The sequence below is a fragment of the Methylovirgula sp. 4M-Z18 genome, assembly GCF_037890675.1.
In the GTDB taxonomy this organism is placed as follows: Bacteria; Pseudomonadota; Alphaproteobacteria; order Rhizobiales; family Beijerinckiaceae; genus 4M-Z18.
Window position 1 is genome coordinate 71,940 of record NZ_CP149574.1, and the last position, 15,964, is coordinate 87,903.

Annotated in this window: 17 protein-coding genes and 1 pseudogene; 11 read left to right on the forward strand and 7 right to left on the reverse strand. The window is 62.8% G+C overall.

The genetic code is table 11. The annotated features are described in order from the left end of the window. Nucleotides 1-16: 16 nt before the first annotated feature. Nucleotides 17-493: a MarR family winged helix-turn-helix transcriptional regulator gene (locus V9T28_RS00285; protein WP_116402757.1), complete on the forward strand. Its 477-nt coding sequence runs from the start codon at nucleotides 17-19 to the stop codon at nucleotides 491-493. Nucleotides 494-496: 3 nt separating this feature from the next. Here V9T28_RS00285 and V9T28_RS00290 read toward each other — a convergent pair whose 3' ends face one another. From V9T28_RS00290 to V9T28_RS00300, 3 genes are read right to left on the reverse strand one after another with little or no spacing between them, the layout of a single operon-like run. Beyond that, entirely contained in the window at nucleotides 497-1,579 is a 1,083-nt protein-coding gene (locus V9T28_RS00290; protein WP_116402758.1) for a CobW family GTP-binding protein, read from the reverse strand. Nucleotides 1,580-1,587: 8 nt separating this feature from the next. Continuing rightward, on the reverse strand, nucleotides 1,588-2,493 hold the full coding sequence (locus V9T28_RS00295; RefSeq protein ID WP_116402759.1) for a DMT family transporter: 906 nt from the start codon (nucleotides 2,491-2,493) through the stop codon (nucleotides 1,588-1,590). Beyond that, complete coding sequence (locus tag V9T28_RS00300; protein ID WP_116402760.1) at nucleotides 2,490-3,863, reverse strand: D-alanyl-D-alanine carboxypeptidase family protein; 1,374 nt, start codon at nucleotides 3,861-3,863, stop codon at nucleotides 2,490-2,492. The genes V9T28_RS00295 and V9T28_RS00300 overlap by 4 nt, the downstream gene beginning before the upstream one ends. Before the next feature lie 206 nt (nucleotides 3,864-4,069). Between V9T28_RS00300 and V9T28_RS00305 the strand changes: the two genes are divergently transcribed. Continuing rightward, on the forward strand, nucleotides 4,070-5,236 hold the full coding sequence (locus tag V9T28_RS00305; protein WP_116402761.1) for an acetyl-CoA acetyltransferase: 1,167 nt from the start codon (nucleotides 4,070-4,072) through the stop codon (nucleotides 5,234-5,236). Between the two features lie 252 nt (nucleotides 5,237-5,488). Then, complete coding sequence (locus V9T28_RS00310; RefSeq protein WP_116402762.1) at nucleotides 5,489-6,196, forward strand: glutathione S-transferase N-terminal domain-containing protein; 708 nt, start codon at nucleotides 5,489-5,491, stop codon at nucleotides 6,194-6,196. A gap of 95 nt (nucleotides 6,197-6,291) precedes the next feature. On the opposite strand, the gene V9T28_RS00315 is transcribed toward V9T28_RS00310, so the two are convergent. After that, nucleotides 6,292-7,563 (reverse strand): heme-binding protein, encoded by a 1,272-nt coding sequence (locus V9T28_RS00315; protein WP_116402763.1) that lies wholly within the window; start codon nucleotides 7,561-7,563, stop codon nucleotides 6,292-6,294. Nucleotides 7,564-8,069: 506 nt separating this feature from the next. On the opposite strand from V9T28_RS00315, the gene pcp reads away from it, so the two are divergent. Further along, a complete protein-coding gene (pcp, locus tag V9T28_RS00320; protein ID WP_116402764.1) occupies nucleotides 8,070-8,747 on the forward strand; it encodes a pyroglutamyl-peptidase I in 678 nt (225 codons plus the stop codon). A gap of 124 nt (nucleotides 8,748-8,871) precedes the next feature. On the opposite strand, the gene V9T28_RS00325 is transcribed toward pcp, so the two are convergent. After that, nucleotides 8,872-9,573, reverse strand: a complete 702-nt coding sequence (locus tag V9T28_RS00325) for an IS6 family transposase (protein ID WP_339071785.1) — start codon at nucleotides 9,571-9,573, stop codon at nucleotides 8,872-8,874. Continuing rightward, on the reverse strand, nucleotides 9,570-9,731 hold the full coding sequence (locus V9T28_RS00330) for a hypothetical protein (RefSeq protein WP_199500299.1): 162 nt from the start codon (nucleotides 9,729-9,731) through the stop codon (nucleotides 9,570-9,572). The genes V9T28_RS00325 and V9T28_RS00330 overlap by 4 nt, the downstream gene beginning before the upstream one ends. Between V9T28_RS00330 and V9T28_RS23320 the strand changes: the two genes are divergently transcribed. After that, on the forward strand, nucleotides 9,675-9,881 hold the full coding sequence (locus tag V9T28_RS23320; protein WP_158554912.1) for a DUF433 domain-containing protein: 207 nt from the start codon (nucleotides 9,675-9,677) through the stop codon (nucleotides 9,879-9,881). The two genes, V9T28_RS00330 and V9T28_RS23320, sit on opposite strands and share 57 nt — an antisense overlap. Further along, nucleotides 9,878-10,231 carry a DUF5615 family PIN-like protein gene (locus tag V9T28_RS23325; RefSeq protein ID WP_158554913.1) on the forward strand — a complete coding sequence of 118 codons (354 nt, stop codon included), beginning with the start codon at nucleotides 9,878-9,880 and terminating at the stop codon, nucleotides 10,229-10,231. Before V9T28_RS23320 ends, V9T28_RS23325 begins: the two co-directional genes overlap by 4 nt. Nucleotides 10,232-10,295: 64 nt before the next feature. Here V9T28_RS23325 and V9T28_RS00340 read toward each other — a convergent pair. Then, nucleotides 10,296-10,382, reverse strand: a pseudogene (locus V9T28_RS00340) (recombinase family protein); the annotation flags it as partial. Nucleotides 10,383-10,905: 523 nt separating this feature from the next. Between V9T28_RS00340 and bioB the strand changes: the two are divergent. From bioB to V9T28_RS00365, 5 genes are read left to right on the forward strand one after another with little or no spacing between them, the layout of a single operon-like run. Then, a complete protein-coding gene (bioB, locus tag V9T28_RS00345; protein ID WP_116402769.1) occupies nucleotides 10,906-11,904 on the forward strand; it encodes a biotin synthase BioB in 999 nt (332 codons plus the stop codon). Next, nucleotides 11,901-13,043: an 8-amino-7-oxononanoate synthase gene (locus V9T28_RS00350; protein WP_116402770.1), complete on the forward strand. Its 1,143-nt coding sequence runs from the start codon at nucleotides 11,901-11,903 to the stop codon at nucleotides 13,041-13,043. The genes bioB and V9T28_RS00350 overlap by 4 nt, the downstream gene beginning before the upstream one ends. After that, nucleotides 13,040-13,678, forward strand: a complete 639-nt coding sequence (gene bioD / locus V9T28_RS00355) for a dethiobiotin synthase (RefSeq protein WP_116402797.1) — start codon at nucleotides 13,040-13,042, stop codon at nucleotides 13,676-13,678. The genes V9T28_RS00350 and bioD overlap by 4 nt, the downstream gene beginning before the upstream one ends. After that, nucleotides 13,675-14,940 carry an adenosylmethionine--8-amino-7-oxononanoate transaminase gene (locus tag V9T28_RS00360; RefSeq protein ID WP_116402771.1) on the forward strand — a complete coding sequence of 422 codons (1,266 nt, stop codon included), beginning with the start codon at nucleotides 13,675-13,677 and terminating at the stop codon, nucleotides 14,938-14,940. Before bioD ends, V9T28_RS00360 begins: the two co-directional genes overlap by 4 nt. Next, nucleotides 14,937-15,920 carry a beta-ketoacyl-ACP synthase III gene (locus V9T28_RS00365; protein ID WP_116402772.1) on the forward strand — a complete coding sequence of 328 codons (984 nt, stop codon included), beginning with the start codon at nucleotides 14,937-14,939 and terminating at the stop codon, nucleotides 15,918-15,920. Before V9T28_RS00360 ends, V9T28_RS00365 begins: the two co-directional genes overlap by 4 nt. The last annotated feature ends 44 nt before the right edge of the window (nucleotides 15,921-15,964 follow it).

The window sequence follows — 15,964 nt, forward strand, 5'->3', positions numbered from 1 at the left end:
TGATTTATGGTGACAAATGAACGAAGCGGCCAGAACCGAGGCAGGCGAAGCCTTGACCGAACTGATCCTCAGCCTGTTCCGGGCGAACAATCTGACCCTCGCCTGGGGAGACATGCTCGTGGCGCCCTTTGGGCTCACCAGCGCCCGCTGGCAGATCCTCGGCGCAATCGTGTTGACGGATCGGCCGCAGCCGGTGGCGTGGCTCGCCCGCGATCTGGGGGCAAACCGGCAGAACGTGCAGCGCATCGTCAACGATCTGCACAAGGAGGGGCTCGTCGTGTTCGAGCCCAACCCGCATCACAGGCGGGCTCAGCTTGTCGTGCTGACCGACAAGGGACGGCGGGCCTTCGAGGCCGCGATCGCGGCCTACAATCCGAAGGTCAACGTGCTCGCCGCGGGGCTCCCGCTCGCGGACATCAAAACGGCGCAGCGCGTCGTGGCAACGCTAAGGGAGAGACTTCAAGAAGAGGAGGATGTTGAAGAGCACGATTAACCGCTATGGCGCGTTGTGTTGCAGCGCTTCGCTCTCCGGTGCGCCGATGCGCGGAGCGCCGGTGAAGGCGGTCCAGAGACGTTCGACGAACTCCGCCTGCAAGTCACGCAGGATGAACACCATGCGCGTCGTATGATCGCCATCCGGCCAGGCATCGAGGCGCACGGGCGGATGGAAGACATGCTGCACGCCGTGCAGCACCACCGGGCGCGACGGGTCGTCGCTCAAGGCGACGATGCCCTTCACGCGCAAGAGGTTCGGTCCGTGTGCGGCGCGGAGCAATTCCAGAAACATGTCGAAGCCGCCGGGCGCGATCGGTGTTGCGCTGCGCAGACAATGGGCCTGGATCCGCGCATCGTGCCGGTTCACGTCCTGCTCGTGATGGTGATGATCGTGGTCGTGATGGTGTGCTTCGACGCTTTCCGCATTGAGCCAGCGCGCGACATCGGGGCTCTTGGTGTTGGGATTATAGAGCCCCGCATCCAGCAGCGCCGCCGCATCGGCCTCGCGCACGTCGAGAATCCTTGCGGCCGGATTGAGACGAGCAAGTCGCGCGCGCAACGCTGCCGTTTCCGGCGCGAGATCGGTCTTGGTCAACACCAGGCGGTCGGCGACGGCGGCCTGTTTCACCGCTTCCTCATGCGCGTCGAGGGTCGTTGCGCCGTTCACCGCGTCGATGAGCGTGATGACGCCGTCGAGCCGGTAGCGCAGCATCAAAAGCGGGTGGAACATGATCGTGTGCAGAACGGGCGCCGGATCGGCGAGGCCCGTGGTCTCGATAATGATGCGGCGGAACGGCGCGATGGTGCCGGCGTCGCGCCGCTTGACCAGATCCGCGAGCATATCGATGAGATCGCCGCGGATCGTGCAGCACAGGCAGCCCGAGGAGAGCAGAACCATGTCGCCGTCGACCGCTTCGATCAGCAGATGGTCGAGGCCGATTTCGCCGAATTCGTTGATCAGCACCATCGTGTCGCGCAGCGCCGGATCGCTCAGCAGGCGATTGAGCAGCGTGGTCTTGCCCGCGCCCAGGAAGCCGGTCACGATGTTGAGCGGGATGGGCGCGCGCGGCGCAACGGCGGTCATGCGGTCTCTCAAATCTCTCTGGTGCGATCGCTCAAGATATTGAGCGCGACGGCGGCGATGACAAGCGCCGAGCCCGCATATTGCGCAAGGCCCAGCCGCTCGTCGAGCAGCCACGCCGCCGCGAGGGTCGCCGTCACCGGTTCGAAACACGAGATCAGGCCGATCAGCGCCGCCGGAATCAGCCGCGCGCCGCGGATCTGGAAGGCAAAGCCGAACAGATAGAGCAGGATCGTCATGGCGCTCGGCCACCAGGCGGCGGCGAATGCGGCAGGCGTGGGCAAGCGGCCGGTCGAGGCCGCGATCAGCAAGGCCACGGGTAGAATGATGACCTGCACCCAGAACATCGTCGCGAGGCCGCCGCCGCCCGGCGCGCGAGCGGCGAAAAACATCTGCGCGGTGGCCGCGCCCGAGGCGAGGGTCGCGAGCGTCAGGCCGCGCCAATCCAACGATTGAAACGATGGGCCGACGGCTAAGGCGATGCCGGCAAAGGCAAGGGCGAAAACCACGAGCGTGAGCGGCCGCAACCTGGTGCCGTCAATCAGCGGGCTGAGGAGGAGAACGAGCGTCGGATAGGTGTAGAAAATCATCACCGCCACGCCGACCGGGATGAAGGCGACCGACGACAGATAGCATATGCCGACAAGCGCGGAGGCGATACCGAGGCCGATGAGTTTGGCGCGCTCGCGGCGGGCAATGCCGAGCGGCGTCCGCGTGCTCCAGGCGGCAGCTGCGATCAGGGCGAGGGCAATGAAGACGCGGAGCGCGGCAATATCGGGGCCGCGGACGCCGCCGAAAGAGGCCTCCCGCGCGTAGGGAGCATTCGTGCCGTAGCACAGGGCCGCGCCGAAAATCAGCGCCATGCCTTTGCCCTTCGAGGCGGAGGCGCGCGCTGCCGCCTCTTCGGCGGTGCTCACGGATTGGTCGCGGGCTTCTTCGGCTTGATCTTGCCTTTCGGCTTCACCGGCGGCTGCGGCGCTTTAGCCTCGCTCTGGGCGAGTTTGGTATGCGGTTTGACATGCGCCACCTTCGCCTTCGCGCCTTTCTTCGCGGGCTCCTCGACGAGCCGCAGCGGCTGGGCGTACGGATCCTCGGCGCTGAGCGGGTTGCCGTTTATCTTGGCCTTTTGCTGCGCATAGGCGGTGGTGGCCGCCGGTTCCGCATTCGCATCCGTCTTGCCGCGTTTCGTGCCTGGGCTCGCGCCGGCGACAGCGCCGGTCCAGCCCGGTGCCGGGCCGATATAGACATGTTCCGGCGTGAAGACCGGGCGCTCGCGGCTGGCGATTTCCATTCCGCTGGCGCCGGACGACTGGGTGCCGCCGAACAGGAAGAAGTTGCGGCCGCCGGTCTTGTCGCTGCCGGAGACGTTGATGGCGGCCGAGTCATCCTCGAGATCCGCGACATAATTGCCGTGATGGCCGGCGCAGGCCGTGCCATGCATATCCGGCGGCGACCCGCCGACCGGACTCAGGCTCTCGAGTGACCCGCTGCCGCTCGACGAGCCAAAGGCATTTTCGAGCAAATCCGCCGCCCGGGCATTGCGTTCCTTGGCCGAGGGCGAGCCGAGCACGACGGCGATCAGGTGACGGCTGCCATGGGTAGCGCTCGCCACCACATTGAAGCCGGCGGCGCAGGTGAAGCCGGTCTTCATGCCGTCGGCGCCGGGATAGCGTCCGAGCAGGCCATTGTGATTGGCAATGATGCGGCCGTTGAGTTCGAGCGCGCCGATGTCGTAAAGCCCCGCTTCGTCGGGGAAGTCGGCATAGAGCGCGCGGGCAAGGATCGCCATGTCGCGCGCCGAGGTGTAATGGTCCGCTGCCGGCAGGCCGTTCGGATTGACGAAATGCGAATCCTGCATGCCGAGCTTTGCGGCGGTCCGGTTCATCTCGCCGGCGAAGCCCTCGACCGACCCGTCGACGCCTTCGGCCACCGTAATGGCAAGATCATTGGCCGATTTCACCATCAGCATCTTCAGCGCATTGTCGAGTGTGACTTCGGTGCCCGGTCTGAAGCCCATTTTCGACGGCGGCATCCGCGCGGCGCGGGCCGAGACGATCATCGGCGTATCCATGGTCATCCGCCCTTCGCGCACCGCATTCAGCGCGACATAGACGGTCATGAGCTTGGTGATGGAGGCGGGGTACCAGGGCCGTGTCGCGTCTTGGCTGTACAGGACCTGGCCGGAATCGGCATCGACGACAACAGCGGGATTGGCGAGCGCGGGGACGGACACTGCGGCAAGTGCGGCAACGGAAACGGAAAGGCGCAGCAGCAAGGCGCGGATCATGCGTGAATACCCCAGAAATCAGCCGACATCGATAGCCCTTGGCGTCCGTGTTACAGGGCGAAGGCCCGAAAGGAAAGGCGGTTTTAAGGCGTCTTGCGCGCCAAATGGGGCAATTTGGCGGCACGAGGCAGTAGGAATTGGCCGCATAAGGCAGATGCGAAATCGCCAAGGCTCCCTATAATGAAGGGCAAACCACGGAGGATTTCATGAGCGTCGCGATCACGGGCTGGGCCCATCTGCCATTCGGTAAGCACGAGAATGAAACCGTCGAGAGCATGATCGTGAAGGCTGCGGACCAGGCTCTGGCCCATGCGGAAGTCGCGGCCGACGACATCGACGAGATCTATCTCGGCCATTTCAACGCCGGTTTCAGCCCGCAGGATTTCACCGCCTCGCTGGTGCTCCAGGCCAATCCGGCCCTGCGCTTCAAGCCGGCGACGCGGGTCGAAAATGCCTGTGCGACCGGCAGCGCTGCCGTGGCGCAGGCGATCAAGACGATCGATGCGCGCCGCGCCAAGCGCGTTCTGGTGGTCGGCGTCGAGCAGATGACCAAGACGCCCGGCCCCGAAATCGGCAAGAACCTGCTCAAAGCCTCCTATCTGCCCGAGGACGGCGACATCGCGGGCGGCTTTGCTGGCGTGTTCGGCCAGATCGCGGGCCAATATTTCCAGCGCTACGGCGATCAGTCCGACGCCCTGGCGATGATCGCCGCGAAAAACCACAAGAACGGCGTCGCCAATCCTTACGCGCAGATGCGCCGCGACGTCGGCTATGACTTCTGCCGCCAGGAAAGCGACAAGAACCCGTATGTCGCCGGGCCCCTGAAGCGCACCGATTGCTCGCTGGTCTCGGACGGCGCGGCGGCCCTCGTGCTCACCGACATCGATACCGCGCTTCAAGCCAAACGCGCCGTGATGTTCCGCGCCAACCAGCACGCGCAAGATTTCCTGCCCATGTCGAAGCGCGACATCCTCGATTTCGAGGGCTGTGCGGTTGCCTGGCGCCAGGCGCTGGAGCAGGCGCGCCTCAAGCTCGACGACCTCTCCTTCGTCGAGACGCACGATTGCTTCACCATCGCCGAACTGATCGAATACGAGGCGATGGGCCTTGCGCCGAAAGGGCGTGGCGCCGACGTGATCAAGGATGGCACGACATCGATGCAGGGCCGCCTGCCGATCAATCCGTCCGGCGGGTTGAAGTCCAAGGGCCATCCCATCGGCGCGACCGGCGTCTCGATGCATGTGCTCTCGGCCATGCAGCTCTGCGGCGAGGCGGGCGACATGCAGGTGCCACAAGCCAAGCTCGCCGGCATCTTCAACATGGGCGGCGCGGCGGTCGCCAATTACGTGAGCATTCTGGAGCGGTTGCGCTAACGGAATGATTTAGGAAGGAAGAAGCGACGGGGTACGTCCGTCATTGCGAGCGAAGCGAAGCAATCCATCTCCCATTCTATCCAATCTAGTCGCATGAGGCCGGCGTGCGCAGACAGTTCGCCGGTGGATGGATTGCTTCGTCGCTGCGCTCCTCGCAATGACGGTTCACCTAGTCGTCAATTCTCCTGCGCCTTTTGGCATCTCTCCAGCGTCTTTCGCCAGACTTTTTCCCACCAAACCATCGGACCCCTCATGGCAGACCTTTCGCATTTCCCCATCACCAAGCGTTGGCCCGCAGAACATCCCGACCGCTTGCAACTCTATTCGTTGCCGACGCCCAATGGCGTGAAAGTCTCGATCATGCTTGAGGAAATCGGTCTGCCGTATGAGCCGCATCGCATCGACATCGGCAAGAACGAAAGCTGGCTCCCGGAATATTTAGCGCTCAACCCCAACGGCAAGATTCCGGCGATCATCGATCCCGATGGGCCCGGCGGCAAGGCGCTCGGCCTGTTCGAATCCGGTGCGATCCTGCTCTATCTCGCCGAAAAAACGGGCCGCTTGCTGCCGCACGATCCGGCGGCGCGCTACCAGACGATTCAATGGGTGTTCTTTCAGATGGCGTCGATCGGCCCGATCTTCGGCCAGGTCGGCTATTTCTACAAATTCGCCGGCCGCGAGATCGAGGACAAACGGCCGCTCGAACGCTACCGCGCCGAATCCGAGCGCCTGCTCGGCGTGCTCGAGACGCAGCTCGAAGGCCGCGAGTGGATCATGGGCACGGATTATACGATCGCCGATATTGCCTCGCTCGGCTGGGTGCGCAATCTCGTCGGCTTTTACGGCGCACGGGAGATCGTCCATTACGACAAGCTGAAGCGTGTGCCGCAATGGCTTGAACGCGCCCTCGCGCGTCCTGCGGTCGAACGCGGGTTGACGATCCCCGGTCAGACACCCTGAGGCAAGAAACCCATATCGAATCTGCGCCTTGGCGCCCGAGCCGGCAAAGCTGGCTCGGGCTTCCTTTTTGTTCGGCGTGTGGAAGCCGGCGCCGCTCACACCAGCGGCAGCAGATAGTCCGGAATCTCGATCGGACTTGACGGCACCAGGCTTGCCACCGACACGTGCGGCCAGCTCAATGCGGCGAAATTCAAGATCACTTTCTGCGTGTATTGAATCTGCGTCGTCTTCATCTTGATCTTGCCGCCGGGAAAGCGTTTGCCGGGAATGAATGGCACTGAAGCGACAAAGCTCGGCGTCAGCGGGACCTTCGGGACCGTCGCGATCGGCTGGAGCACGACAGGCGGCGATCCCGCCAAGAGTTCCGGCACGTCAATCTCGTATTCGACCGTTTCGATCCAGAATACCGCGTCCATTTGCAGCGATTGCGCGTTGGGCCCGACGGCACTGGGCGGCGGATTGGGAACACCTTGCAGGAAGGCAATGTTATCGGTGCCGCCGCCGAAGTCCGGGGTAATCGGCGGCGGTGGAGTCGTGGGCGTCGCGCCGCCGCGCAACGGGCCGCCGAACAGCGGCGCGGCCGTATTGGTCGAGATGCCGATGACGATTGTTTCGGTAATGGTTTGATGTTGGATCTGGTCGCGCAGCACCGTGTTGGGGTCGTCCAGCATGGCTTGGGTGATCGTGCCGGCGGCGATGAAGGGCGCTAGATTCTGCGGCAGTCGCGGCGTTGCCGCATTGGTCGCGGTCTGACTTGCAAACCTGATCTTGTTCAGCGGCTTCCCGCCGGCAAAGGGGGTGATATCCACCGGGTCGATCTTCGGCGGACCGGCCACCGCCGCGACCACGGTTCCTTGCGCGACAATCGTGGTGCCGTGCGGAATCGAGGCCATACGCGCGACGGTCTGGGGTTCGTTCGGCGTGGTCGTCGCCGGCACGCTGAGCCACAGGCCGGGCTCGAAGTGAATACCCGTCGCCGGAAGCGTCGTCACGTCGTTGATGGTCTGCAAATACGGGACGCCGTTGAGAAAAATATCGCCCTGCGGATCGGTGCCGCGGTTGGGAATCGAGCCGAGGCTCGTCTCGAAAGACAATGTCTCCTCGGTCAAATTGAGTTCGAGGACATTGTCCGATGTGATCGGCGGCGTGAAAGGCGTCGGCGTTTTCGGATTGTCGGGCCTGAAGATCGTATTGAATCCACGCCCGGTCCAGGTGCCGACGAAAGCGCTCAGCGGTCCAAGGTTGGGCGCGATCGCGGGCGGCGGGGCCACGAGGCCGACCAACCCGAGGTTGGGATGGGTCACTTCGTGCATTTTGAAATTTAACGGCTTGGAGAATGCGGAGGTGAGAGGCGTCTGTTCAGCCATATGCTTAGCTCCTGCTGCGGATGCATTGCCGCAGGCTCCGACGCGCCCACCAACCTGACAGGCGAGGGCGTTAAAGATTATCGCAGTCAATCAATCGTCGCAGCCGGTCGATCATCCGAAGTTTATTGTCCCGTCGCCTGACATCCGCACAGTTGATTGCTGCGACGGATCAGATGAGGCTTGGAGATGCGGCGAGGGAATTTGGCGGGAATCCGAGGCCATTCACAACTGGGCAATATTGCCTAAGACAAATGAACTACTACCTGCGCAAGCATGCGCGGGAATACTTCATATGCGACCCTTGCTTCGCGCAACGGATAATGTTCGGATGCGAAACAGGCAAAGCGACACGGCCACGGCATGTGCCGTAGGGGAATTTCAGCCGCGGCGGACCGCACCGTATAATCGCGTACCAAGACGCCGCAATGTGGCCTCGCAGGCTGTGGTCCGTTCACTGCTGACGAGCACGCGATGACATGAAATGACGGGGCACAAAAGAGACGACGATGCAGCACACGCAGCCTTCTTCCCCGTATCGGACGATCCTCGTTACCGGCTTCGAGCCTTTCGGCGGCGAGACGATCAACCCGTCCTGGGAGGCGGCGCGGCAGCTCGACGGCTGGGTCTACCAGGGCGCGAAAGTCGTTGCGCGGCAGATGCCTTGCGTCTTCGGCGCGGCCTATGACGCTCTTGCCGCGGCGTTGCGCGAGGTCGCGCCGCAGATCGTGATCTGCGTCGGCCAGGCGTCGAACCGAAGCGACTTTTCGGTTGAGCGCATTGCCATCAACATCGACGACGCGCGCATCCCCGACAATGCCGGCCGCCAGCCCGTGGACGTGCCGGTCGTTGCCGATGGGCCGGCCGCTTATTTCTCAAGTCTGCCGATCAAGGCCATCGTCCAAGCGGTGCGCGCCGCCGGCATTCCTGCCTCCATGTCGCAAACGGCGGGGACTTACGTGTGCAACCACCTTTTCTACGCCGCCTGCCATTTGCGGGCGACGCGCTATGATGGTTTGCGCAAAGCCGGGTTCATCCATGTTCCGCTTTCGCCCGAACAGGCTGCGCATCACGCGGGCCACGCGTCGATGAGCATCGATACGGTTGCGCGCGCGTTGCGCGTGACGGTTGAAACCTGCTTGAAGCGAGATGCGGATGTGACGTTGGCGGCGGGCCAAGTGAGCTGAGTATTTTCATCGAAAACGCCTGCCAAAGTCGATCTCTTTGTCATTCTGGCCTTACCCCGGCATTCGGCGGAGGGCGATGTCACGTTAACTTTCGCGGGCGCACGAGTGTCACGGTGGTTGATTTTCAGGCTGCTGCAGCGGCGGACTTCCACTCCGTCATCGCCGTCAGGCGATGAACGTGGGTTGAGAGAGCGGAGCGTTGAGAGCGAGGCGGGACGAAATGGTTTCGGACGGCGGAAAACGTTGAGACGAACCGTTGCAATCCTGGCCATGATCGAAAGCCTTGCATAATTCGCTCGCGTTTTCGGATGGGAACATGGGAATTTTCCGCACGATTATTTAATCCCTTGTGCTGCCAATGATCGATATTCGGCATAACCTTGCGTCTGGCGGCGGAGTAGGAGCCGAGTTTGTCGGTCACGATCCGCTTCGGTGGTCGTCCTTGCTTGCGCAGCAGCCTTGTCAACAATCGCCGTGCAGCCTTTGTGTTTCGCTGAATTTGCAAGATTTCGTCGAGAACGTATCCTTCCTGGTCGACAGCCCGCCACAGATAACGTTTCTCGCCATTGACGGTGATGACAACCTCGTCGAGATACCAGATATCAAGGCGGCTTGGAGCCTTGCGCCTCAAGCGGCGGGCGTAGTCGGCGCCAAATTTGATCGCCCAGCGCCGGATCGTTTCGTAGGATACGACGATGCCGCGCTCGAGCAACATTTCCTCGACCAGACGCAAGCTCAACGGGAAACGGAAATAGAGCCAGACGGCGTGCGCGATGATCGTCGGAGGAAATCGATGCCGTTTGTAGCTCACAGGAGAATGGATCATGGCTGGTCAATATCAGCAGAAATGTTCGACCCAGTTAACGTGATATCGCCGCCGAGCGCTATGCGGCCGACCGGGATGCCTTCATCGAGGTTGCCGAAGGCGTGCAAGGCGGGCGCCCGGTCATTAAGGGCACCCGGCTCACCGTAAGCGCGATCCATGGCCGCCTCTCCTCCGGCGACACAATCGAAACTCTGATGGACGACCATCCCGATATTCCGCGTCGGGCCTTCGAGGCGGCGCTCCTCTATGCGCAAACCCATCCGCAGGTCGGCCGACCGGTGCTTCGTCGCCGAGGATCGGCAGCGTGAGATTTTTCATCGACGAGTGCATTTCGCCCACGCTGAGCCAGCATCTTAACCAGAAGGGCCTGCACGACGTGATCCACCCGAGGGATCGCAGTCGGCTGCGCGATCCCGATCACGTCGTCTTCGCTCGCGCCATCGACGAAGATCGGATTATCGTGACGGAGAACGCCGATGATTTCAGGAAGCTCGCCGGCGCCGTCGATCTTCATCCCGGCTTGATCATCTTGCCATCGGTCGCGCGCGAAGGCCGAACGGCTCATGGACCTAGTGATCGCACACTTGAAGAAGGAGGGCGGCGAACGTCCGCACGACCTGGTGGTCAACTCCGTGTTGACCATCTCGGTCGCGGGTGAGATCCGATTTGATCCGCTGCCGTGATGCGCGGCGCCATCCGCTTCAGAGGGGGAGGTTGCCATTGATGCCGGCGCGAACAAGCGCGTCGCGCTGCAAGTCCAGCAAATGGCTGCCGTCCGATTTCGATACGCGGGCATATCCGATCAGCATTGCACGCACACCCACTCAGATGCCGGATAGCGGAGCACAATAAAGCTGGGGGTGGAAACGCACGATTGGGCATTGGCACTATGGCCCTCGATCCGATTATGGCCGTCTGCAATCCTTCGGGAGCCTCGACGTGCCGAACAAGGACAGCAAGGGGAAGGGCACCCCCAACTCTTTGATACTTTCCAATGCAGCCGCGCGGCCGGGGCGATACCGGAGCCCAATGGCCAGGAGCTCGAAGGCCGGGTTGAACGCGGCCCTCCAAATATGGGCGCATGGGCAACCAGCCGAGGCCTGCAGGTTATCGGCCGACATAAGGTAGCGCGCCGGTGATTGTCGATTACGTTGACGGTACCAACGACCGCCTCTACAGTATTGCGGCTCAAAACCTGTGTGCAACCCCCCCTGATTGTCCGCTCGCGTGGACCCAATAAGACGCATTCTTTTCATGGCAACAACTGAGATCAAACCAGTTGAGTGGCGGCTGTCAGCACATTGCATGCCATCTATCAAATAGGGAGAAAACATGATCGCCGAAATGCACCTGAATTCGGCCGAGGAGGCGTTCGACCGGGTGCACACCCAATGGACCCGCGAGGACGCTCAGGCACTCTACGACCTGCCGTTCAACGATCTTATCTTCCGCGCGCAAACCATCCATCGCCGGCACTTCGATCCGAACAGGGTGCAATTGTCGCGTCTGCTCAGCATCAAGACCGGCGGTTGTCCGGAAGATTGTGGCTATTGCAGCCAATCGGCGCATCATGAATCCGGTCTCACGGCTTCGAAGCTGATGGAAGTGGAACGTGTCATCGCCGAGGCGAAGAAGGCGCGGGACGCGGGCGCCACACGCTACTGCATGGGCGCAGCCTGGCGCAGCCCCAAGGCGCGTGACATGGATACGGTCGTTGCAATGGTCGAAGGTGTGAAGGCGCTCGGGATGGAGACCTGCATGACGCTCGGCATGCTCGATCTCGACCAGGCGCAGCGGTTGAAAGTGGCCGGTCTCGACTACTATAACCACAACATCGATACCTCGGAGCGCTACTACAGCCAGGTCATTTCCACCCGGACCTTCGCCGACCGCCTCGACACGCTCGCCAATGTGCGCGCCAGCGGCATCAAGGTCTGCTGCGGCGGCATTGTCGGGATGGGGGAGGAAAAGGCCGACCGTGTCGACATGCTGGTCACGCTCGCGAATCTGCCGGAACATCCTGACAGCGTGCCGATCAACATGCTGATCCCCATCCCCGGCACCCCGCTCGGCAAGGCCGAACCGATTGAGCCGATCGAATTCGTACGCACCATCGCGCTCGCCCGCATCATGATGCCGAAGTCGCATGTGCGCCTATCGGCCGGCCGCACGGCAATGAGCGACGAGATGCAAGCGCTATGCTTCTTTGCCGGCGCCAACTCGATCTTCGTCGGCGACACGTTGCTCACCGCGGACAATCCGGAAGAGGACAAGGACAACGCCTTGTTCCGCCGCCTCGGCATCCAGCCTATGAAGCGCGACGCAGAGTGAGCGGCAAAACCCTGCTCGGTCGCTACGAGGCGAGCCTGCGTGGCCTCGCCCGAAAGAACCGGTTGCGCACACTCGCGCCGCGCGAAGGATTGGACTTTGCATCGAACGACTATCTTGGCCTCGCGGGCTGCAAGCGCATGGCAGATGCTGTCGCAACAGCCCTCGGCAATGGCACACCAATCGGCGCTACGGGCTCGCGTCTGCTGCGCGGCAACGCGCCTGAACATGAAGCGCTGGAAGCGGCGGCTGCTTCCTTCTTCGGCGCCGAACGTGCCTTGTTCTTTGGCGGTGGCTATGTCGCCAATTTTGCGCTGCTGACGACGCTGCCGCAGAAGGGCGACCTCGTCGTTCTCGATGCTCTGATCCATGCAAGCGCGCATGAGGGCGCCCGTGCCGGGCGTGCCGATGTGGCGGAAGCCGCGCATAATGACGCATCGATGTTCGACGATGCGATCCAGTCCTGGCGCGCGAAAGGTGGAGCTGGCCGGCCGTGGATCGTCGTCGAAAGCCTCTACAGCATGGACGGTGACCGCGCTCCGCTGCACGATCTGATGGCCGTGGCTGACCGCCACGACGGCTTCATGCTGGTCGATGAAGCCCACGCGACCGGCGTCTATGGCCCCGATGGCCGCGGTCTCGCCCATGAATTCGAAGGCCGTAACAATGTCGTCGGGCTGCATACCTGCGGGAAAGCTCTCGGTGCGTCGGGAGCGCTGGTCACCGGCCCGGCAGTCCTGTGCGATTTTCTCGTCAATCGCTGCCGGCCTTTCATTTACGCCACCGCGCCCTCGCCGCTGATGGCTGTTGCCACGATGGAGGCGCTAGCGATTGCTCGGGACGAACCCGAGCGGCGACAGGGCCTGATTCGGCTCGTCACGCGCGCCGAGGGGCATGCAAAAACAATGGGAATCGAGCCGAGCGGATCGCAGATCCTGCCGATCATCGTCGGGGACAACGCGCGCGCGATGGCCCTCGCGGCGGGGTTGCAGCAGCGCGGCTTCGACGTGCGCGGCATCCGACCGCCGACCGTGCCGGAAGGCACGGCCCGACTCAGGATCTCACTCACGCTCAATGTCTCGGAGACCGATATCGCAGCTTTGTTTGCGGCGCTCGCCGACGAATGGGCCCGCGTCACATGAGTCCACGTTTCATCGTCACAGGAACCGACACCGGGATCGGCAAAACCGTGATCTCGGCGGGCCTCATCAGCATGCTCGGCGGCGTTTATTGGAAACCGATCCAATCGGGCCTGGACGACGAAACCGACAGCCAGATCGTGAAGCGGCTTTCGCGCTTGCCTGCCGATCGAGTCCTGCCGGAGGCTTGGCGCTTGACCGCCGCGCTTTCACCCCACCGCGCCGCGGAACTGGACGGGGTCGAGATCGATGCCGATAGACTTCAGCCACCGAAAACCGAACGACCCCTTATCATCGAGGGCGCCGGCGGATTGATGGTTCCGGTCAACCGGAAGACGCTTTATCTCGACCTCTTTGCCCGTTGGGACGCGGCAGTCGTACTCTGCGCCCGAACCGGGCTCGGAACGATCAATCATACGCTGCTGTCGATCGAGGCACTGCGCCACCGATCGATCCCTCTTATCGGCGTCGTCTTCATCGGCGACGAGATGCCCGACACGCAGCGAACGATTGCGGATATGGCTAGAGTGCGAATCCTTGGCCGCCTGCCACGCCTCCACCCGCTCACGCACGACACGCTCACGGCAGCCATGCAGGCTTCATTCGATCCCGCCGACTTTATGGAAACCAAACTATGAGTCGCTCTGCCGTGTGGCATCCCTTCACCCAGCACGCCATTGAACCCGTGCCGCCGACCATCGCGCGCACCGACGGCGCGTATGTCGAGACTGCCGACGGCAGGCGCATCCTCGACGCGATCTCGTCCTGGTGGGTCATCACCCACGGCCACCGGCACCCGCGGATCATGCGAGCGATCCGGGAGGCGACGGAAACGCTCGACCAGGTCATCTTCGCCGGATTGAACCATGAACCGGCGGAGCAACTGGCGTCGGCATTGGTGGACATGGCGCCGGCGGGTCTCGACTGGGTCTTCTATTCTGACAGCGGCTCGACCAGTGTCGAGGTGGCGCTGAAGATGGCGCTGGGGTTCCATCGCAACAACGGCGCAGTCCGTACGCGCGTCGCCGTTATGGAACACAGCTATCACGGCGACACGATCGGCACGATGAGCGTTGGCGCACGTGGCGTTTTTAATGCCGCCTACGAGCCGTTGCTGTTCCAGGTCGACACCATTCCTTTTCCTACCGCCGGCCGCGAGCAGGAAGCGCTTGACTGTTTCGAGCAGCTTGCGCACCAGGGTGAGGCAGCAGCGCTCATCGTTGAACCGCTGGTGCTGGGCGCCGGCGGCATGCTGATGTATCCCGCCTGGGTGCTTGCCGAACTCAAGCGCATCGCCGAGCGATCAGGCACGCTGCTGATCGCTGACGAGGTGATGACCGGTTGGGGTCGCACCGGTACTCTGTTCGCCTGCGAGCAGGCCGGCATTGCGCCAGACATCCTGTGCACCTCGAAGGGCCTGACGGGCGGATCGGTGCCGCTTGCCGCGACGCTCGCCACCGATGCGATCTTCCGCGCGCATTTCTCGCAGGATCGCGAGAAGACGTTCTTTCATTCGAGTTCCTACACGGCGAACCCCATCGCCTGCGCGGCCGCGCTCGCCAATGTCGGCATCTGGCGCGACGAGCCAGTCATCGAACATGTGGCGGCACTGTCGCGGATGCAGGCGGACAAAATTGGCCGTTTTAATAACGATCCTCGTTTCGAGAATGTGCGGATGACCGGAACCATCGCCGCGCTCGACCTGCATGTCGGCAACGCCGGATATCTTGCGGATGTTGGGCCTAAGCTGCGCACCTTCTTCCTCGAACGCGGCCTGCTGGTGCGGCCGCTCGGCAATGTCATCTATGTGCTGCCACCCTATTGCGTCACGTCGGCGGAGCTCGACCGGCTTTACGACGCGATCGACGAGGCCGGAGAATTCGCGCGAGGTGCGCCATGAACCGCACGGCGCGCATCCTGGGCTTTGGCCATCACGTCCCGGCCCGCAAGGTCGCAAATGCGGAAATCGAGGCGAGCCTCGGGCTCGAGGCCGGTTGGATTGAAGCGCGTACGGGTATCCTGTCGCGCTATTGGGCTGAAGCCGGCGATACGTTGTCAGAACTCGCCGCACGCGCCGGCGACATGGCCCTCAAGGCAGCCGGGATCGCGCGCCACGATGTGGGCCTGCTCCTGCTCGCCACCTCGACGCCGGACCATTTGCTGCCGCCGACAGCTCCGCTGGTGGCGCATCGACTCGGTCTCGCAAATGTCGGCGGGGTCGACCTTGCTGGCGCCTGCTCGGGCTTCATCTATGCGGCGATCTTTGCGGACGGCTTTGTGCGGCTGCACAACAAGCCGGCCGTCGTCATCGCCGCTAATATTTTGAGCCGCCGGATCAATCCGGCCGAACAGGCGAGCGCGGTGCTCTTCGCCGATGCGGCGGGTGCAGTGGTGCTTGGCCCTTCCGAAAATCCTGACCACGGCATCCTCGGCGCGTCTGTCGCCACCGACGGGACGGGCTACGGACTCATCCACATCCCGGCAGGCGGCAGCAGCCGCCCCTTCTCCGACGAACTCGATATTGCCGAAACGCGTATGACGATCACCAATGGCCGCGCGGTGTTTACCAGAGCGGTCGAAATCATGAGCGGTTGCTCGACGGAAGCGCTTGCCAACGCCGGACTAAGCGCTCGAAACATCGACCGTTTCGTACCCCATCAGGCAAATGCCCGCATCTTTAACGCGGTCGGCAAATCGCTTGGCATCGAGGATGGCCGCATTGTCAAGACGATCGCGGAGTACGGCAATTCGTCAGCCGCGACCATTCCACTGTCGCTGTCGATTGCGCATCAGGTTGAGCCGTTCCGACCGGGCGAGAAATTGTTGCTCGCCGCCGCTGGCGCCGGCCTGACCGGCGGTGCCATTGTGGTTGGTGCATAGTCCATACATGCCATACTGGACCGGCGTCACCAGTCATCGCCCCG